The sequence below is a fragment of the Chitinophaga sp. S165 genome (assembly GCF_003182155.1).
In the GTDB taxonomy this organism is placed as follows: domain Bacteria; phylum Bacteroidota; class Bacteroidia; order Chitinophagales; family Chitinophagaceae; genus Chitinophaga.
Genome location: NZ_QGTG01000007.1, coordinates 242,992 through 258,657, shown reverse-complemented (window position 1 = coordinate 258,657; position 15,666 = coordinate 242,992). Strand labels below are relative to the sequence as shown.

Genomic DNA, 15,666 nt, shown 5'->3' with positions numbered 1-15,666 from the left:
TTGGTAGTATCTGAAGACAATACTAGACCAAAAACCAAAGGAGTAAAAAATTAGTCTACCAACAACGGGAATAATATACCAACGCCTTAATGACCGGTGATCAGCTTGTCCATAACTGCTTTATAATTCCTGCCAACCGGTATCTGCTGGTCGGCAATAATTATCCTGTTTTTCTCCACCCGCCTGATCTTATCTTTCGCCACAATAAATGATTTATGTACCCGTATGAAAAGTGTTTCCGGGAAAAGTTCCTGCATAGATTTGATGGAGCCTTTGATTACGATCCTGCCTGTTGATGCATGGATAATGGCATAGTCCTTCAGCCCCTGTATATATGTAACATCTGCGAAAAACAGCTTTATTTTCTGTACACCGCTTTTCACAAAAATGAATGTCGGGATATCGCCACTGGTCTCCAGATTAGCATCGTCTTTCTCTAATGATAAAAACTCTTTGATCTTATCGATCGCCTTCCGGAAACGATCGTATGAAATAGGCTTTAATAAAAAATCGATCACACCCAGCTCATAACCTTCAAATGCATAATCGCGGAAAGCGGTTGTAAATACAGTGATCGGCGGTTGCGATAAAGATCTGAGAAAATCTATTCCGCTTATTTCCGGCATTTCAATATCAAGAAATAATACATCCACTGCACAATGTTTCAGGAACTCCGCTCCTTCCAGCGCATTGCTAAAACTGCCGGCAAGCTCAATAGTCTCATGCCGCGCTATATAGCCTTCCAGTATTTCGCGAGCCAGGGGTTCATCGTCTATGAGCACACATTTCATCATGACATGTTAATTTTCAGGTGTACAGCATAGCTATCCGGTGCTTCAACAATCTCCAGTACATGTTTACCCGGATACAACAACTCCAATCGCTTCTTCAGATTTAACAGCCCAATACCGCCATTATTTGCAGCTCGCTGGGTGTTGCCCTTATTGTTCTCAATGCGTATTTCAAGATCATCTGCAATATGAACAGAGATGAACAGGTAAGCGTTATGCACCGCTCTGTTCACACCATGCTTAAAAGCATTTTCTACCAGCGGCAGTATCAGGAACGGAGGCACCCAGCACTTATCCATATTCCCTTCCACCGTTAAACGGATGTCTGCATTATTTCCCTGCCTGATCTTTTCCAGTTCCAGATAATTTTTCAGATAGTTAATCTCCTTCTCCAGCGGTACAAAAGCATCTTCACTTTCATACAACATATATTCCATCAGCTCTGCCAGCTTCAATACCACCTCCGGCGCCTCGTCCGATTTCTTCAGGGTCAGCGCATATAGGTTGTTCAATGCATTAAAGAGGAAGTGCGGATTTACCTGTGAACGGAGATAGTTCACCTCTGCCTGTAGCTTTTCAACCTGTATCTCCTGTAATTGTTTCTTTTGTTCATACCAGTCCATACTGAATTTCAACGCAATGGTCAGTAGCAAGTACAAGGAAGTATGTGTAAAATTATAGATCAGCGAAGTAGAGAGCTTAGCATTACTATTTGGGCCTAGCACATATCCGAACAGGTAATAGTCGTAAAGGCTCTGTAACACCAGATAACCCAGCACTAATAGCAGCACCCACACAAAGTACCCGCCATACCTGCGTTGCAAAAGATAACGGGGAATGAGCCAGTGAATGTTAGCCCAGGCAAGGGCGATAAGAAGAGATACCCTTACCACGGCGCAGATGAAAAAATTAGGCAGACCAGCTTTCTGGATCAGATAGGTACGGTCATATAAAAAAATGAGGGTGACCATCACCCAGTAGGCTGCATAAAAATAACGCCGCCGTGCTATCAGGCCCTTATCAATCGTAGCACTCATCATATCGGACTTTTTACTATATACGCCATTAATGAGGAAAACGAAAAATCCAGTAGAGCAACTGCACAAAAAGTAGATGAACGGGGTTTGACTATGTTATTGCCTTCTGTTTAATACCCGTGGAAAATGCTTTCTTATATTCAACCGGCGTTTTCTGCGTCATAGACTTGAACTTCCTGTTGAAGTAAGAAATATTATTGAAGCCGGATTGTATACTAACCTGGTTCACATCCAATGTATGCTGCTGCAATAATTTGCAGGCATGCCCTATTCGGATCTCTATTAGAAATTCTGAAAACGTTTTACGGGTGTACTTTTTGAAATAACGGCAAAATGCTTCCGGCGATAAACACGCAATAGATGCAATTTCGTTTAACGTGATCTCTTCGCTGAAGTTCTTGAGAATATAATCAAACACCTTTCCCATCCTTTCAGATTCCACGTGGTCCAGTTTACTGGTGAAGCCCCGGCTGGAAAGCAGCTCAAACTCTGACGATTTGGATAAGATATCAAGAATAGCCAGCAGTTGAATGATCACTTCTGTTTCGTCCAGTCTTAGCAAGGACTTTATCATGGAAGTCACTTTGACCAGTGTATGCCCTGTAAAGGTATACCCCCGTACCGACTGGTCCAGCAATGCCCTGATCAGCTTAAAAGGAGCCTTGTCAAAGAAATCTTTGCCCAGGAAATCCTCATTGAACTGTATAACGATCTGGTGAATATCCCGGTTCTCTGATAGATGTTTGTTGTTGTAGGTATGTGGAAGATCGGGGCCGAACAGACAGAGATCGCCGGATGAAAACTCAGAAATATTATCACCGACAAAACGTTTACCTGATCCCCGAAGGATCAGCAGTAATTCATATTCCGGGTGGTGATGAAGTGGAAACTCACTGATCTCAAAATGTTCCTCTTTAACTACCAGAATATTGGATGAAGGTATAATACTCTCTCTATACAGTTTCATGAACGGCCTCCATTGATCATTGAATTAGTAATATAAGCAAAAAAAATGCAGATTCCAGCCTTATCAGCAACCCTATCTTCGTCAATCTGGTGCAATTTCAGGCTAAGATAGTGCTATCGCAACTTTAATATAAAATGCAATTTTGTCTTCAGATGAGGCCGGGCTTTACCGCTCTCCTTATTCATATTCAAATTCTTATAAGTAAATTTTAGCAGCAATGCTTGTACGCAGGTCTTCCATGTTCCAGGCACTCGTTTGCCTGGTGTTCACGTTTTTTCCATTCAGGCTCACCTTCTCGCAAGATAACCGCATACTGATTGATGTTAATCAGACAATGAACCGGATCCCGTCCACGATCTATGGCAGCTGCATAGAGGATGTCAATCACGAGATCTACGGAGGCTTTTACGCGCAACTGATCTTCGGCGAAAGCTTTGAAGAACCCTCTACCGGGGCCAATTACAGGGATTGGAGAAAATACACAGGTTATTGGGCAGCCGATAACGAGTATAGTTCAGGCAGCATATCAATAGTGCCCGAACGCGGTACTAAACGCGTGATCGGGAAAATAGACATCGGTGTTGAACCGGATGATCATGCCCGGCTTATCTACCAGCCTTTAACTTTAAAAAACGGTATCATCGCCTTCGATATCCGGATGCCTGATCCCAAAGGAGAATCAGCAGGAATACTATTGAGAACATCCTGCGAAGGGACGGGAGAAAATAGTCTGAGGGGCTACGGCATCAGTGTTAGCAGGGATGGCAAAAAGATGTTGCTCACAAAACACAACAATAACTATCAGCTTCTAAAAGAAGCTTCAATATCTATTGATGCAATACGCTGGAATCACGTACGGGTAGCAGTACAGGAACGGACGATCAAGGTCTGGCTCAATAACAGTATAAACCCTCTTATCGATTATGAAGATAACAACGAACCTATCCTCCAGGGCAAAATAGGGTTGACTACCAACAGGGCTCCTGCTGCTTTCCGGAACCTGATATTTATAAACGGAACCGATTCCACCAGGCTTCCGCTGGAAATGGCCCCTGACCAGCAAATAAGTTATAATTGGGATGCCATTGCTACGCAAGGTGCAGTGACCCGCTTCTCCCTAACCCAGAACAATGTATTCCATGGCATCAGCGCACAGACCATTGAACTGTTAAGCGGAAAAGGCCGGGCGGGCATCACCAATAGAAGTCTTAACCGTTGGGGAATAGCGGTAATCCAGGGACAGCAGTTCAACGGATCGGCCTATCTGAGAACAGAAAGCGGCACTGTTCGTGTAACTGCCGCCCTCGAAAATGCGGATGGTACCAGGACGTATGCCAGTCAGACGATGGACCTGAAAGACAATACCTGGAAGAAATACTCCTTTAGCCTGACGGCGAATGCGGCAGATACCAATGCCAGGTTTGCACTCTATATCGAAGAGAAAGGAAAGATATGTGTTGACCAGGTATCATTGTTCCCTTCGGGCGATAAGTTATTCAAACAGCTTCCGCTTCGCGCGGATATTGCGAAAGCTATCATCGGAGAAAACATCACCTTCCTTCGTTATGCCGGATCTATGGTGAATGCTGACGGGTACCGGTTCAAAAAAATGATCGGCCCACGGGATACCCGCCCTCCGTACAATGGTCACTGGAATAAGTATTCAACTAATGGTTTTGGCATTGAGGAATTCCTTCAGTTTAGCGAAGCTGCAGGTTTCGAAGCTGCCTTTGCCATCAATATAGAAGAGACGGCAGAAGATGCCGCTGATATGATCGAATACCTGAAAGGCGCTCCTGCTACCACCTGGGGCAAGAAGAGAGCAGAAAACGGCCATCCGACGCCTTACAAAGTAAAATATATCGAGATAGGGAATGAAGAAGGGATATTCAGAGGAGACAACAAAGAGGACTATGAACATTACATCCAGCGATTCAATGCCCTTTACGATGCCATGCATGCTAAAGATCCCGGTCTTGTATTTATCAATGCTGCATGGTGGCGTCCGGAATCCAAAAACATTGAAAAGGTATTCAGGGCATTGGATGGTAAAGCGGCTTACTGGGACTACCATCCCTGGACCGATGGCAAGAATGCAGGAACGGACGTCGACAAAGAACTTACCAGGATGAAGGAGTTATTCCATTCCTGGAACCCGTCCACTACAATGAAATGTGCCATTTTCGAGGAAAACGGAGCGCTGCATAATATGCAACGGGCACTGGGCCATGCAACAACATTGAACACAGTACGCAGACATGGCGATTTCCTGCTTACCTCATGTCCGGCGAACGCCCTGCAACCTTACCTGCAAAATGATAACGGATGGGATCAGGGACAGATATTTTTCACCCCCACCCAGGTATGGGAAATGCCTCCTTTTTATGCCCAGCAGATGGCAGCACTCAATCATCTTCCTCTACGTGTAAAAGAAACTGTTACCGGAAATCTTGATGTGACAGCTACCTGTAACGAAAGAAAAGATACACTAGTACTGCATATCGTCAATGCAGATAAAGCGGCCATCACGAGCGCCCTTGAATTTAATCATTTCGGGAAATGGGAACGCCAGGTGCAGACATGGACACTGGAAGGTCCGCTTTCTACCGAAAACTTACCTGAAGCAACTAACAATGCCATAACCAGGAAAGGCACATTTAATGCACCTGCTGATGCATCTGTCAATTATACCTTTCCCGCACATTCTTACACCATTCTTCGTTTCACCAGTAAAAAGAAATAACGATGACCCTATATAAAAGATCAGTAGCAACATTTGCTTTATCCGCCAGCCTTCTGTTCACATCTGATATTTTCTGCCAGGCACAGTCAGTAGCCGCAAACCATAACGTCCAACCTGCGGCACTGTCACAGGTCAGCATACAAGACCCTTTCTGGTCGCCCAGGTTTAAGATCTGGACAACCAGGACGGTATATGACGTCTTCGATAAACTTGAAGGCAAATATAAACCCGACAGATCCGACCTGATAGACGAGAAACAAAAACTTGGCAGGACAAGGGATGCGTTCCTGAACTTTGACCGGGTGGCGCGTGGAGAGAAGAACTCACAAATACATGATGGTCCGCCGTGGTATGATGGCCTGGTTTATGAAACGATCAGAGGGGCCGCCGACCTGCTCAGGCAATATCCTGACAAACAGCTGGAAAAGAAAATAGACGCTTACATAGACCGGATCGCAGCAGCACAGGCAGTTGATCCCGATGGATATATCAATACCTACACAACCCTGGAACGCCCAGATAAGCGTTGGGGCACAAATGGCGGCGACGATAAATGGCAACACGATGTTTACAATGCCGGCATGTTAATAGAGGCGGCAGTGCATTATTACGACGCCACAGGCAAAACGAAGTTGTTAGATGTTGCCGTAAAATTCAGCAACTACATGTGTAAGCAAATGGGACCTCTGCCAAAACAAAATATTATTCCCGGTCACGGCGGGCCAGAAGAAGCGTTGCTCAAATTATACTGGCTGTTTAAAGCGCAACCTGCCCTTAAAGGCAAGATGAGCGCACCGGTACAGGAAGCACAATATTATGCACTCGTGCAGTTCTGGATAGAGAACAGGGGCGACTATGGCGACAAGGATGGCCGTCATACCCGTACCAGTGATGGCGCCTATAACCAGGACCATATGCCGGTACTTCAGCAAAAAACGATCGAAGGACATGCGGTAAGGGCTACCTTATTAGCTACTGGCGTTGCAGCCATGGCTTTGGAGAATAAAAATCCGCTATATACAAACACCGCCATCCATTACTGGGACAATATGACCGGCAAGCGGATGTTTGTTACAGGAGGCGAAGGCGCTATTGCCGACCAGGAGAAATTTGGCCCCGACTACTTCCTGCCTGAATCTGCCTATCTCGAGACATGTGCTTCGATCGGGTCGGCCTTCTTCAGCCAGCGGATGAACCAATTGTTGGGGGGTGGGAAATATATGGATGAATTCGAAAGAGTGATCTACAACAACCTGTTGTCAGGAGTCTCCCTCTCCGGCGATCATTATTTCTACGAAAATCCGCTGATCGCTACTGACCATAAACGCTGGGGATGGCATAGCTGTCCTTGTTGTCCGCCGATGATCCTGAAGCTGGTATCAGCCCTGCCTTCGTACATCTATGCGACTGACAGTACCGGGATCTTCGTCAACCTGTTTATCGGAAGTGAGTATAAGGGCAGCATTGCAGGGAAAGGCCCTGTCTCCCTGAAACAGATCACACAGTATCCATGGAAAGGCGAGTCCCAGATTCAGGTCAATCCGGACCAGCAAAGTAACTTTACCGTGAGTGTACGTATTCCCGGCTGGGCACAGGGGCAAGAGAACAACCAGGGGCTGTATCATTCAACAGTGACTGAGCCGGTATCCATACAGGTGAATGGGGAACAAATAAAAGCGGTTCCAGTGAACGGATATGTATCTATCAACCGCCACTGGAAAAAAGGAGATAAGATCCGTTTAAGTCTTCCGGTGCAACCACGGCTTATCTTCCCCAGTGATTCTATTCAAACCGTCAAAGGGAAGGCAGTAATAGCCGCCGGACCGGTCATTTACGGCCTGGAGGGTATTGACAACCCAAATCTCGACAAAACGTCGATTAGCCCCAATACGGCCCTCAAAATGGCATATAAGCCAGGTATGCTGGGCGGGGTTAATGTAATTACCGGCAAGGCCATCAGTGGAAAGTCACCGTCATTCGTGGCTATACCGTTTTATTCACTGGCAAACAGGAAAGTCTCCCCATATAAGGTTTGGCTTCCTGTGACTAATTAGCTCAATACCAAAGGCACTGGCTACAGAGGCTAAAAAAACAAATCCTCACCGGTCGACCGGCGAGGATTCAGATACAGATATATGTTGATTTGTTGAACTTATCAGCCTACTAATTCCGCCTGCAGGGACATTTCCAGGTTCAAGGCCCTGCTTACAGGACAACCTAGTTTTGCGCCAGCAGCAATTTCCTGGAATTGCTCGTTGGTAATACCCGGCACTTTCGCTTTCACTACCAGATCAGAACGGGTAATTGTACCATTGTCCAGCGTTACTGCGGATGTCGTTTCCAAAGTTTCTGCTTTAAAGCCTGCTGCTTCAAGGTCAACGGTAAGTTTCATGTTAAAACAACCTGAGTGTGCTGCAGCGATCAATTCTTCCGGATTGGTACCTACACCTTCTTCGAAGCGGCTCTTAAAAGAGTATTGTGTTTTGCTAAGCGCAGTGCTTTGTGTAGTGATGTTACCGTTACCTTCCTTGATAGTGCCATTCCAGATGGCGGTTGCTGTACGTTTCATAGTTCTGTTAGTTTAAGAGTGGCTTGTTTGTTTGTTGATCATTAACTGATGACACAAAATTAAGCCGGAGATACAGGGCAATCAATGCACATTTGGCGATTATTATTGTACTTTTTACCCCACAGCCCTTTTTTGCCGGTTACAACCTTCTTTCCGACTCCTGGATAGGCAGGTCATTAATGCTCGCAAACCTGCGCTGCATAAGGCCGTTCTCATCAAACTCCCAGTTTTCGTTGCCATAAGCCCGGAACCATTGCCCTTCTTTATTCTGGTATTCATATTCAAACCTGACAGCGATCCTGTTATCCATGAACGCCCACAACTCTTTTTTTAATTTATAGTTCAGTTCTTTCTTCCATTTATCTTCCAGGAATTTCTTTGCTTCCTCCCTTCCGTTCAGGAATGTAGAACGGTTCCTCCACTCCGTATCAACACTATATGCCAATGATACTCTTTCAGCGTCCTGTGAGTTCCATGCGTCTTCTGCCAGCTGTACCTTCTGGATAGCTGTTTCTAATGTAAATGGTGGTAACGGATATCTCTTTTCCATGTTATATTTATTTAATTGATTAATGAATTAACTATTTTCCTCGCCCTGTTCACCGGCCACTGGTCTCTGTATAACTGGCTTTCTACAAATGCGCCTTCATATAACAGGTAGATATGATCTGCCAGTTCTGCGTGTTGCAGCAATTCTTTAAAAGATTGCCTGATATTACTTTTATGTGAATGAATGACACTTCTCACCTTCGTATTTTCTACAGGGATCTCGGAAAGAATATTCAGGAAAGCGCATCCACGGAAATCTTCTTTCTCGTTCAGCAGGGCGATGAGATCGAAAGAAGCGAGGATCTTCATTTTGGCACTTCTCTTCTGTGCAGACAATGCCTGCAGTTGTTCTTCTATATAATTGTGACGTTTCTCCAGTACACCTACACACAGATCTTCCTTCGACTTAAAATGCTGGTAAAAGCTGGCTTTAGCCACATCTGCTTCTTCAATGATCTGGTTGATCCCGGTTGAGTTATATCCCTGCCGCAGAAAGAGCTCGTAGGCAGTTTCCAATATCCGCTCCCGCGGTTGTGATGCTTCTTTACTCATGACACAAAGGTAAAAGAATTAGCCAACAAACAGACAAGTCTGTCTATTTATTTTTTCAGGGTGCAGGAAATCCCATTCTAAAAAAATTCAGATTCCCGATGATATGTTCATCTGTTATACTCACCCCTCATTTTGCCACATTCAGCTATTTATTTACCCCATACAACCATTTTAACTTTCCGGTGTTTTACTCTTCGCGCAACTTTGCAAATACGACTAAACTGGACCAACTATGTCTGTATCTGCTTTCCTGAAGAAACGACTTGTTATTATTGCCCTGATCATCACCGGCGGCTTGATCTCTATACAGTTCATCAGGCCTGACATCCCGCATCCGCCTGTTACCGGAGAGATTAAGGCGCCTGCGGATGTTGCGCATATTTTACGGGTATCCTGTTATGATTGCCATTCCAACGAGACTAATCTGAAATGGTTTGATGAAATAGCCCCTGCATCCTGGCTGGTGGCTGGTCATATCAGGGAGGGAAGAAAGGCGTTGAACTTCTCTAACTGGGACAGTCTGGCCCCTGGCGATCAAAAGGCTAATCTCTTTTTATCTGTAAACCAGGCAATGTTCGGAGCAATGCCGCTGCCCTCATACACTTCCTTTCACGGTGATGCCAGGTTAACAGAAAAAGATCTCAACACACTAAAAGCATATGTCGGAAGCCTGGCCCCGCTCAAAATATCGGATACATCACGTATTACCGTGGCGCAACAACAGTTCCGTAAATGGGTCGTAGGTGCGCTTCCCGCTGTTCCGGAGGTAAAACCTGCTCCTAATGGCATTGAGTATATACATAACTACCGTGACTGGCAGATCGTTAATATTACAGACAGATTTGATAATGGTACGATGAGGGTTATCCTGGGCAATGATGTTGCGATAGATGCAATTAATAAGCACAAGACCAATCCCTGGCCCAATGGAACGATCTTCGCTAAAGTTGCCTGGGAAGAGCTGACAGACAGCAACAGTGTTTCCAATACGGGAGAGCTCAAACAGGTCGAGTTTATGATTAAAGATGATAAACAATACGCTCAGACAGGAAGCTGGGGTTGGGCAAGATGGAAAGGGAACGAGCTGAAACCTTATGGCAAAACACTGACGTTCTCCCAGGAATGTATCAACTGCCACAAGCCAATGAAAGATAAAGACCTTGTTTTTACAGAAGCGATGGCGGATGCAGACAGACCTGACAAAGCACTGAATATGCCGCAACAACAGCTGATCAGCTCTGTTATTGATAAAAAGCGGCAGACGCACAGCGTACTTTATGGGAATGCTGTTGCTGTACAATATGCACGGAGCGGCGCCACAGGGCCATATCCCGCCGGGGCAGAACTGAGACTGGCTACATGGTCACAGCAGGAAGACGCACATTGGTTTGGCGCAAAGGTGCCTGAACATCTGCAAACGGTAGAAGTAGTGAAAGTAGGAACAAACATCTCTTATGAAGGATATCAGGCGCCAGGCTGGAAACAGATGCCTGCAGCAGATCATTCAGACAGGATCGATTATATAACACACTTAAAAGCATCGGTGATATTTAATTAAACGCCGTAAAGGTCATCTGGCAGGCACTTCCATTACCAGGAATAATTTGTGCCCTTTACCATGTTTTTCCTAGATTTATACAGACCATCAAAATGCAGTCTTATGAATCAGTTGAAAATAGGATGGGCGGGTCTTGGCAACATGGGCACCCCAATGGTAAAGAACCTCGTAAAAGCCGGTTTCAATGTAAAAGTGTATAACCGCACTGCTGCGAAAGCTACTGAATTGCAGGAGAAGCTAGGCGTACAGGTGGCTACGTGCCCCAAACACCTGGTGGAAGATGTGGACATTGTGATCACAATGCTTACTGATGATGTGGCGTTGAAAGAAGTATATGAGGGGCCTGAAGGCATTCTCTCCGTGACACTTCCCATAGATATGCTGGCCATTGATATGAGCACTGTTTCTCCCGATACTACCAGGCAGCTGGCCACATTATGTGAAGCAGCAGGCATCTGGTATATGGATGCACCGGTATCGGGCAGTGTGAAACCTGCGGAAGAAGCACAACTGGTCATTATGGCCGGCGGGCGACCGGAAGATTTTGAACGGGCAAAACCCATATTTAATGCACTCGGTAAAGCAGCATATCTGCTGGGCGAAAACGGGGCCGGTAATTACGCCAAATTAGCCATTAATACATTCCTCGGCATCACCCTTCAGGGGTTATCTGAAGCCGTTGTATTTGCAAAGAATAACGGTGTCTCTCCCGAACAAATACTTACACTCATCAACGGCGGACCAATAGCCAGTGTTATTTCCAATACAAAGTCCCGCAATATCATCAATCATGATTTCACACCGGCATTCCCATTAAGTCTGCTGGCGAAAGATATCCGGCTTGCAAAGGGCCAGGGAATGGATACGCCGATGGGCAATGCGCTTTTTATTACTCTACAGGAAGCCCTGGCAAAAGGATTGGGAGCCGCTGATATGATCGCTATCTATCAATATCTTGAACACGAATATGCTGTATAAAGCAAAAGCCGGTCTGACGACCGGCTTTGCTCACAACGTGTGTGTGTCTTCTAAGGGATAATCAGGATAATAACGCTTCATCACTCTTAAAATATCAGGTTCTTCAATAAATGTATATAGCAGGTTATTTAATCTTTTTAATGTAAAATGGTCCCGGAAAAGGGGGATACTGGCTGATATCATATGCCTCTGCCCTTATATGTTCCAATACCAGCATTGCGTCGTACGAAAGTGTATCCGTACTTATCTGAGAGCCACTGCTTTCAAACGCTTTCAATACCACAGAAGTTTCATCTGCTTCAGTACTGGCGGTAACAGCAGCCGTTGATTTAAGGTAGATGTACGCTCCCACTATGATCAGCAGCATCACACGCATTAGCATACTGGTTATGCGTGTCATTATTTTATCTTTCATGTCAGGTAAGTTATTGTTCACTGTCCGGTTGTATATTCTTTCAATCCGGTTCGCAAAGTTATCCGGATCCTGTGATTATTTATGCCACCTAATATGGTAGCAGCCTACCCCCAATTAAGGGGATATACCCTGTCAGGGCGTAAATTTTTCGATCTTACGATGCACAGGTTTCACTGTTCGGAGGTATGCATAAATAGCCCGCAGATCGCTGGTATCCATGCCTGAATAGATCTTCCAGGGCATGACACTGTTAAATGTTCCTTTCGGTGCAGGCTGACTATTCACTGTACTATCTGCAAACAATTTAAACTTTGCTACAAACTGTTCTGCCGTCCAGTTACCTATTCCTGTTTCCTTATCGGGCGTAATGTTGGCAGGACGGGTTATTCCACCGGTAGGTAATGGGAACGCATTCCCTCCGGCAAAGACATCTCCGGAATCCTTTCCCTTCACTTTATAGGTATGACAATCCCCACAGCCGGCGCTCATTACCATGTACCTGCCATAAGCAACTGTGTCGCTACGGTCCACATGCGCAATAGGATCTGCAGCGGTCGGCCCCATATTGATTAAAAGGCTGGCCGGGAAATCGATCTGGGTAGGTGGCACGTCATTCGGAATGGGCTTCATTGTACGGAGATAGGCAATGATGGCATAAATATCTTCCGTTTGCATTCTTCTATAGTTGAAGAAAGGCATGATCGGGAAAAGCGTTTTCCCTTCTTTATTCACACCGGTGGTGATGGCGCGGAATATTTCACCATCGGTCCAGGTACTAAGGCCGTAGGGTGTAATATTCTTCGAATAGATCACGCCGGGGAAACCGAACCTTTGATCAAAACGTATGCCTCCGGCACCCAGGGAATCGGGGAAAATAGGTCCGGCAAGTTTAGAGAAATCACGTTGTGAATGGCAGTCTACACAGGCGGCTACATTGTTCACCAGGTACCTTCCCCGTTCTATCCTGGCAGGGGTCCGTTCTATGGTAATGTCCGGGGCTGCTCCTACATTCGGGAGCGCAAATCTGAGGTAAGCATAACCACTGATAATAAATAAAGCAGCTAGCAATACAATGGTGACTAATGCACGCAGGATTGTTTTCTTGTTCATATAAAGTTATGGTTGTTGGTTCTCGAACTATTCATCGGATCGTGACCACAAAGTTATTGCCGCGTGTATGTTGTTGTTGCTACCTAAAACGGTTGCAAAACATCCCCATATGAGGGGATAATGAAGATATGACTGTTGCAGGTTTAGGAGCTATCATATCATTGATCACTGATTTTCAGATAGTAGTTACCGTAAGGTGGTAATACCTGTGAATAATAACATTAAATGATATCAAAAATCAATATCATTGCAAACGAATTTTGAGTATAACCATATTCTGAAGCCAACTTAAATATCCTGGAATGACCAAATTGAAACTCGCGCTCTTAATGAGCTTATCCCTGTTTATCGCCTGCAGTAAAGACACAAAAGACGATACTGTTCCCGATCCTACTCCCGGTGGCGGAGGTAACGGAGGCGAAAACGAAGTTGTTTATGAAGCACCTAAAACCGGCAAAAAAGGTGCAGACTTCAGCACACAAACCGTTTATGGTACCTGGTATGCAAACGTTGTGGGATTGAAAAGCCATTGGTTCTATACATGGGGCACACCGTTACCAGCTAAGACAGTACCGCAGAACTGCGAGTTCGTATCGATGTTCTGGGGCAAAGGCAATGTAACCGATGCGCAGATAGACTCTGTGAAAAAGATGAAGGCCTCCGGCACCGTGAAATATGTATTAGGTTTCAATGAACCCGACCTTGCCGATCAATCCAAACTGACTGTGGATGAAGCACTGGCACTCTGGCCTAAACTGGAAAGCATCGGTCTCCCATTGGGAAGTCCTGCTGTTGCATGGCCTACAGTGACATGGCTGAGTGAGTTTATGGACAAAGCTGCCAAGCAAAAACGCCGTGTAGACTTTATTTGTGTGCATATGTACGTAGGACTTGACGATGTACACTTTGAACATCTGTTACAGGAGATCTATGACAAATATAAAAAGCCTATCTGGATCACGGAATTTGCAACAGTGGATAACGATGCAAAAACCATAGAAGAGAACGACTATACACCGGAAGAGGTACTCGCATTTATGCAACGTTTGCTGCCCAGACTGGAGGCTTTGCCGTTTGTACATCGTTACTCCTGGTTCTCCGGTTCTCCTACCAGTACAAGGTTATGGCCTTCCGCACTTTTTGCTGCTGATGGTAAACTCACTACACTGGGTCAGTGGTATGCCGATTACAAACCTAATACACAGGTAAAATAATCACAGCTTCTTATAAAACGGAGCCCCGCGCCAATACTGACGCGGGGCTCCTTATTTTTATAAACAGATGTCAATGATCTTAATAAAACCTGGGCAATGGGTTTAAGGTCAGGTTACCACGCTGATGCCAATATGGATAAATGGTAGGAGCATCACTTGCGGCGTCCAGTTTCTTCAACTGATCAACAGTTAAATTCCATCCAACTGCTGCAAGGTTCTGTTTCAATTGTTCCTCGTTCCTGGCCCCGATAATGATACTGGATACTGTGGGTCTCTGCAATACCCAGTTGATCGCCACCTGTGCAATAGTTTTGCCTGTCTCTGCGGCTACCTCATCCAACGCATCAACGACTTTATACAACAGCTCATCCGGAACTGCAAATGAAGGTACAGGACTGCCACCCTGCGCTACGCGGCTATCGGCAGGAAACGGCTGATTACGACGGTATTTGCCGCCCAGCATACCGGCAGCCAGCGGGCTCCATACCAGCGCGCCTACCTTCTGGTCAAGGCCGAGCGGCATCAGTTCCCATTCGTATTCCCTGTTCACCAGCGAGTAATAGACCTGGTGGGCCACATACTTGTTCCACCCATATCTTTCGGAAACAGACAAAGACTTCATCAGGTGCCATCCGGAGAAATTGGAAGCTGCGATATAGCGTACTTTCCCACTCTGTATCAGATCGTCCAGGCTACGTAACACTTCCTCTACAGGTGTATTTCCGTCAAAACCATGCATATGATAGATATCGATATAATCGGTGTTCAACCGTTTTAAGCTGGCTTCGACATTCCTGATGAGCTGAAAACGGGAAGAGCCCTGGAAATTGGCGCCTGATGCGTTACTCATCGGGAAAGTCGATTTTGTGGAAATAAGTACCTGGTTACGCTTCCCGGCAATCGCTTTTCCCAGGATCTCTTCAGACATACCGTCGGAATAAGTGTTTGCAGTATCAAATAAATTAACGCCGGCATCCAGGCAAAGATTAACCATCCGTGCAGCTTCGTCTCCATGTGTACTACCCCACGCCTTAAAGAACTCGGTACTTCCACCGAATGTAGCTGTGCCAAATGTTAATACAGGCACCTGCAATCCTGATCCTCCTAGAAATCTATATTCCATATCTATTTACGTTAATCAATTAAAAAATCGGATATCCTTACAAATATCACATTTCCCTCC

The 15,666-nt window shown here is 45.5% G+C and carries 14 protein-coding genes; 5 read left to right on the top strand and 9 right to left on the bottom strand.

Annotated features, from left to right (window positions below):
* Positions 1-86: 86 nt before the first annotated feature.
* The 3 genes from C7475_RS24245 to C7475_RS24235 form a co-directional block, all read right to left on the bottom strand.
* Complete coding sequence (locus tag C7475_RS24245; protein ID WP_110055995.1) at positions 87-794, bottom strand: LytTR family DNA-binding domain-containing protein; 708 nt, start codon at positions 792-794, stop codon at positions 87-89.
* The gene (locus C7475_RS24240) at positions 791-1,831 is read right to left on the bottom strand and encodes a sensor histidine kinase (protein ID WP_233259949.1); all 1,041 of its coding nucleotides are present in this window, start codon (positions 1,829-1,831) and stop codon (positions 791-793) included. Before C7475_RS24240 ends, C7475_RS24245 begins: the two co-directional genes overlap by 4 nt.
* An 88-nt stretch (positions 1,832-1,919) precedes the next feature.
* Positions 1,920-2,795, bottom strand: a complete 876-nt coding sequence (locus C7475_RS24235; RefSeq protein WP_110055993.1) for an AraC family transcriptional regulator — start codon at positions 2,793-2,795, stop codon at positions 1,920-1,922.
* 217 nt (positions 2,796-3,012) lie between these two features.
* Here C7475_RS24235 and C7475_RS24230 point away from each other — a divergent pair, with 217 nt between their 5' ends.
* Together C7475_RS24230 and C7475_RS24225 are read left to right on the top strand one after the other, a co-directional pair.
* Complete coding sequence (locus C7475_RS24230; protein ID WP_199236281.1) at positions 3,013-5,538, top strand: family 16 glycoside hydrolase; 2,526 nt, start codon at positions 3,013-3,015, stop codon at positions 5,536-5,538.
* Positions 5,539-5,540: 2 nt separating this feature from the next.
* A complete protein-coding gene (locus C7475_RS24225) occupies positions 5,541-7,592 on the top strand; it encodes a glycoside hydrolase family 127 protein (protein WP_110055992.1) in 2,052 nt (683 codons plus the stop codon).
* Between the two features lie 101 nt (positions 7,593-7,693).
* Here the strand turns inward: C7475_RS24225 and C7475_RS24220 are convergent, their stop codons facing one another.
* From C7475_RS24220 to C7475_RS24210, 3 genes are all read right to left on the bottom strand, one after another.
* Positions 7,694-8,107, bottom strand: a complete 414-nt coding sequence (locus C7475_RS24220; RefSeq protein ID WP_110055991.1) for an OsmC family protein — start codon at positions 8,105-8,107, stop codon at positions 7,694-7,696.
* 139 nt (positions 8,108-8,246) lie between these two features.
* Positions 8,247-8,657, bottom strand: a complete 411-nt coding sequence (locus C7475_RS24215; protein WP_110055990.1) for a nuclear transport factor 2 family protein — start codon at positions 8,655-8,657, stop codon at positions 8,247-8,249.
* An 11-nt stretch (positions 8,658-8,668) separates the two neighbouring features.
* Positions 8,669-9,208, bottom strand: coding sequence for a TetR/AcrR family transcriptional regulator (locus tag C7475_RS24210; RefSeq protein WP_110055989.1), 540 nt, complete (start codon positions 9,206-9,208; stop codon positions 8,669-8,671).
* 232 nt (positions 9,209-9,440) lie between these two features.
* Here C7475_RS24210 and C7475_RS24205 point away from each other — a divergent pair, with 232 nt between their 5' ends.
* Entirely contained in the window at positions 9,441-10,766 is a 1,326-nt protein-coding gene (locus tag C7475_RS24205) for a cytochrome P460 family protein (protein WP_110055988.1), read from the top strand.
* Positions 10,767-10,868: 102 nt separating this feature from the next.
* Entirely contained in the window at positions 10,869-11,744 is an 876-nt protein-coding gene (locus tag C7475_RS24200; RefSeq protein ID WP_158286607.1) for an NAD(P)-dependent oxidoreductase, read from the top strand.
* 124 nt (positions 11,745-11,868) lie between these two features.
* Here C7475_RS24200 and C7475_RS24195 read toward each other — a convergent pair whose 3' ends face one another.
* Both C7475_RS24195 and C7475_RS24190 read right to left on the bottom strand, forming a co-directional pair.
* Positions 11,869-12,159, bottom strand: a complete 291-nt coding sequence (locus C7475_RS24195) for a hypothetical protein (protein ID WP_110055986.1) — start codon at positions 12,157-12,159, stop codon at positions 11,869-11,871.
* Between the two features lie 132 nt (positions 12,160-12,291).
* A complete protein-coding gene (locus tag C7475_RS24190) occupies positions 12,292-13,269 on the bottom strand; it encodes a c-type cytochrome (RefSeq protein WP_110055985.1) in 978 nt (325 codons plus the stop codon).
* Positions 13,270-13,571: 302 nt separating this feature from the next.
* On the opposite strand from C7475_RS24190, the gene C7475_RS24185 reads away from it, so the two are divergent.
* Positions 13,572-14,483, top strand: coding sequence for a glycosyl hydrolase (locus tag C7475_RS24185; protein WP_110055984.1), 912 nt, complete (start codon positions 13,572-13,574; stop codon positions 14,481-14,483).
* Positions 14,484-14,562: 79 nt separating this feature from the next.
* Here C7475_RS24185 and C7475_RS24180 read toward each other — a convergent pair whose 3' ends face one another.
* A complete protein-coding gene (locus C7475_RS24180) occupies positions 14,563-15,606 on the bottom strand; it encodes an aldo/keto reductase (protein ID WP_110055983.1) in 1,044 nt (347 codons plus the stop codon).
* Positions 15,607-15,666: the final 60 nt, after the last annotated feature.

Bases quoted from the DNA above. Each gene is read 5' to 3' on its own strand.
- C7475_RS24240 (WP_233259949.1), bottom strand. From the start codon at position 1,831: ATGATGAGTGCTACGATTGATAAGGGCCTGATAGCACGGCGGCGTTAT.
- C7475_RS24195 (WP_110055986.1), bottom strand. From the start codon at position 12,159: ATGAAAGATAAAATAATGACACGCATAACCAGTATGCTAATGCGTGTG.
- C7475_RS24210 (WP_110055989.1), bottom strand. From the start codon at position 9,208: ATGAGTAAAGAAGCATCACAACCGCGGGAGCGGATATTGGAAACTGCC.
- C7475_RS24235 (WP_110055993.1), bottom strand. From the start codon at position 2,795: ATGAAACTGTATAGAGAGAGTATTATACCTTCATCCAATATTCTGGTA.
- C7475_RS24225 (WP_110055992.1), top strand. From the start codon at position 5,541: ATGACCCTATATAAAAGATCAGTAGCAACATTTGCTTTATCCGCCAGC.
- C7475_RS24200 (WP_158286607.1), top strand. From the start codon at position 10,869: ATGAATCAGTTGAAAATAGGATGGGCGGGTCTTGGCAACATGGGCACC.
- C7475_RS24205 (WP_110055988.1), top strand. From the start codon at position 9,441: ATGTCTGTATCTGCTTTCCTGAAGAAACGACTTGTTATTATTGCCCTG.
- C7475_RS24185 (WP_110055984.1), top strand. From the start codon at position 13,572: ATGACCAAATTGAAACTCGCGCTCTTAATGAGCTTATCCCTGTTTATC.
- C7475_RS24245 (WP_110055995.1), bottom strand. From the start codon at position 794: ATGATGAAATGTGTGCTCATAGACGATGAACCCCTGGCTCGCGAAATA.
- C7475_RS24215 (WP_110055990.1), bottom strand. From the start codon at position 8,657: ATGGAAAAGAGATATCCGTTACCACCATTTACATTAGAAACAGCTATC.
- C7475_RS24180 (WP_110055983.1), bottom strand. From the start codon at position 15,606: ATGGAATATAGATTTCTAGGAGGATCAGGATTGCAGGTGCCTGTATTA.
- C7475_RS24190 (WP_110055985.1), bottom strand. From the start codon at position 13,269: ATGAACAAGAAAACAATCCTGCGTGCATTAGTCACCATTGTATTGCTA.
- C7475_RS24230 (WP_199236281.1), top strand. From the start codon at position 3,013: ATGCTTGTACGCAGGTCTTCCATGTTCCAGGCACTCGTTTGCCTGGTG.
- C7475_RS24220 (WP_110055991.1), bottom strand. From the start codon at position 8,107: ATGAAACGTACAGCAACCGCCATCTGGAATGGCACTATCAAGGAAGGT.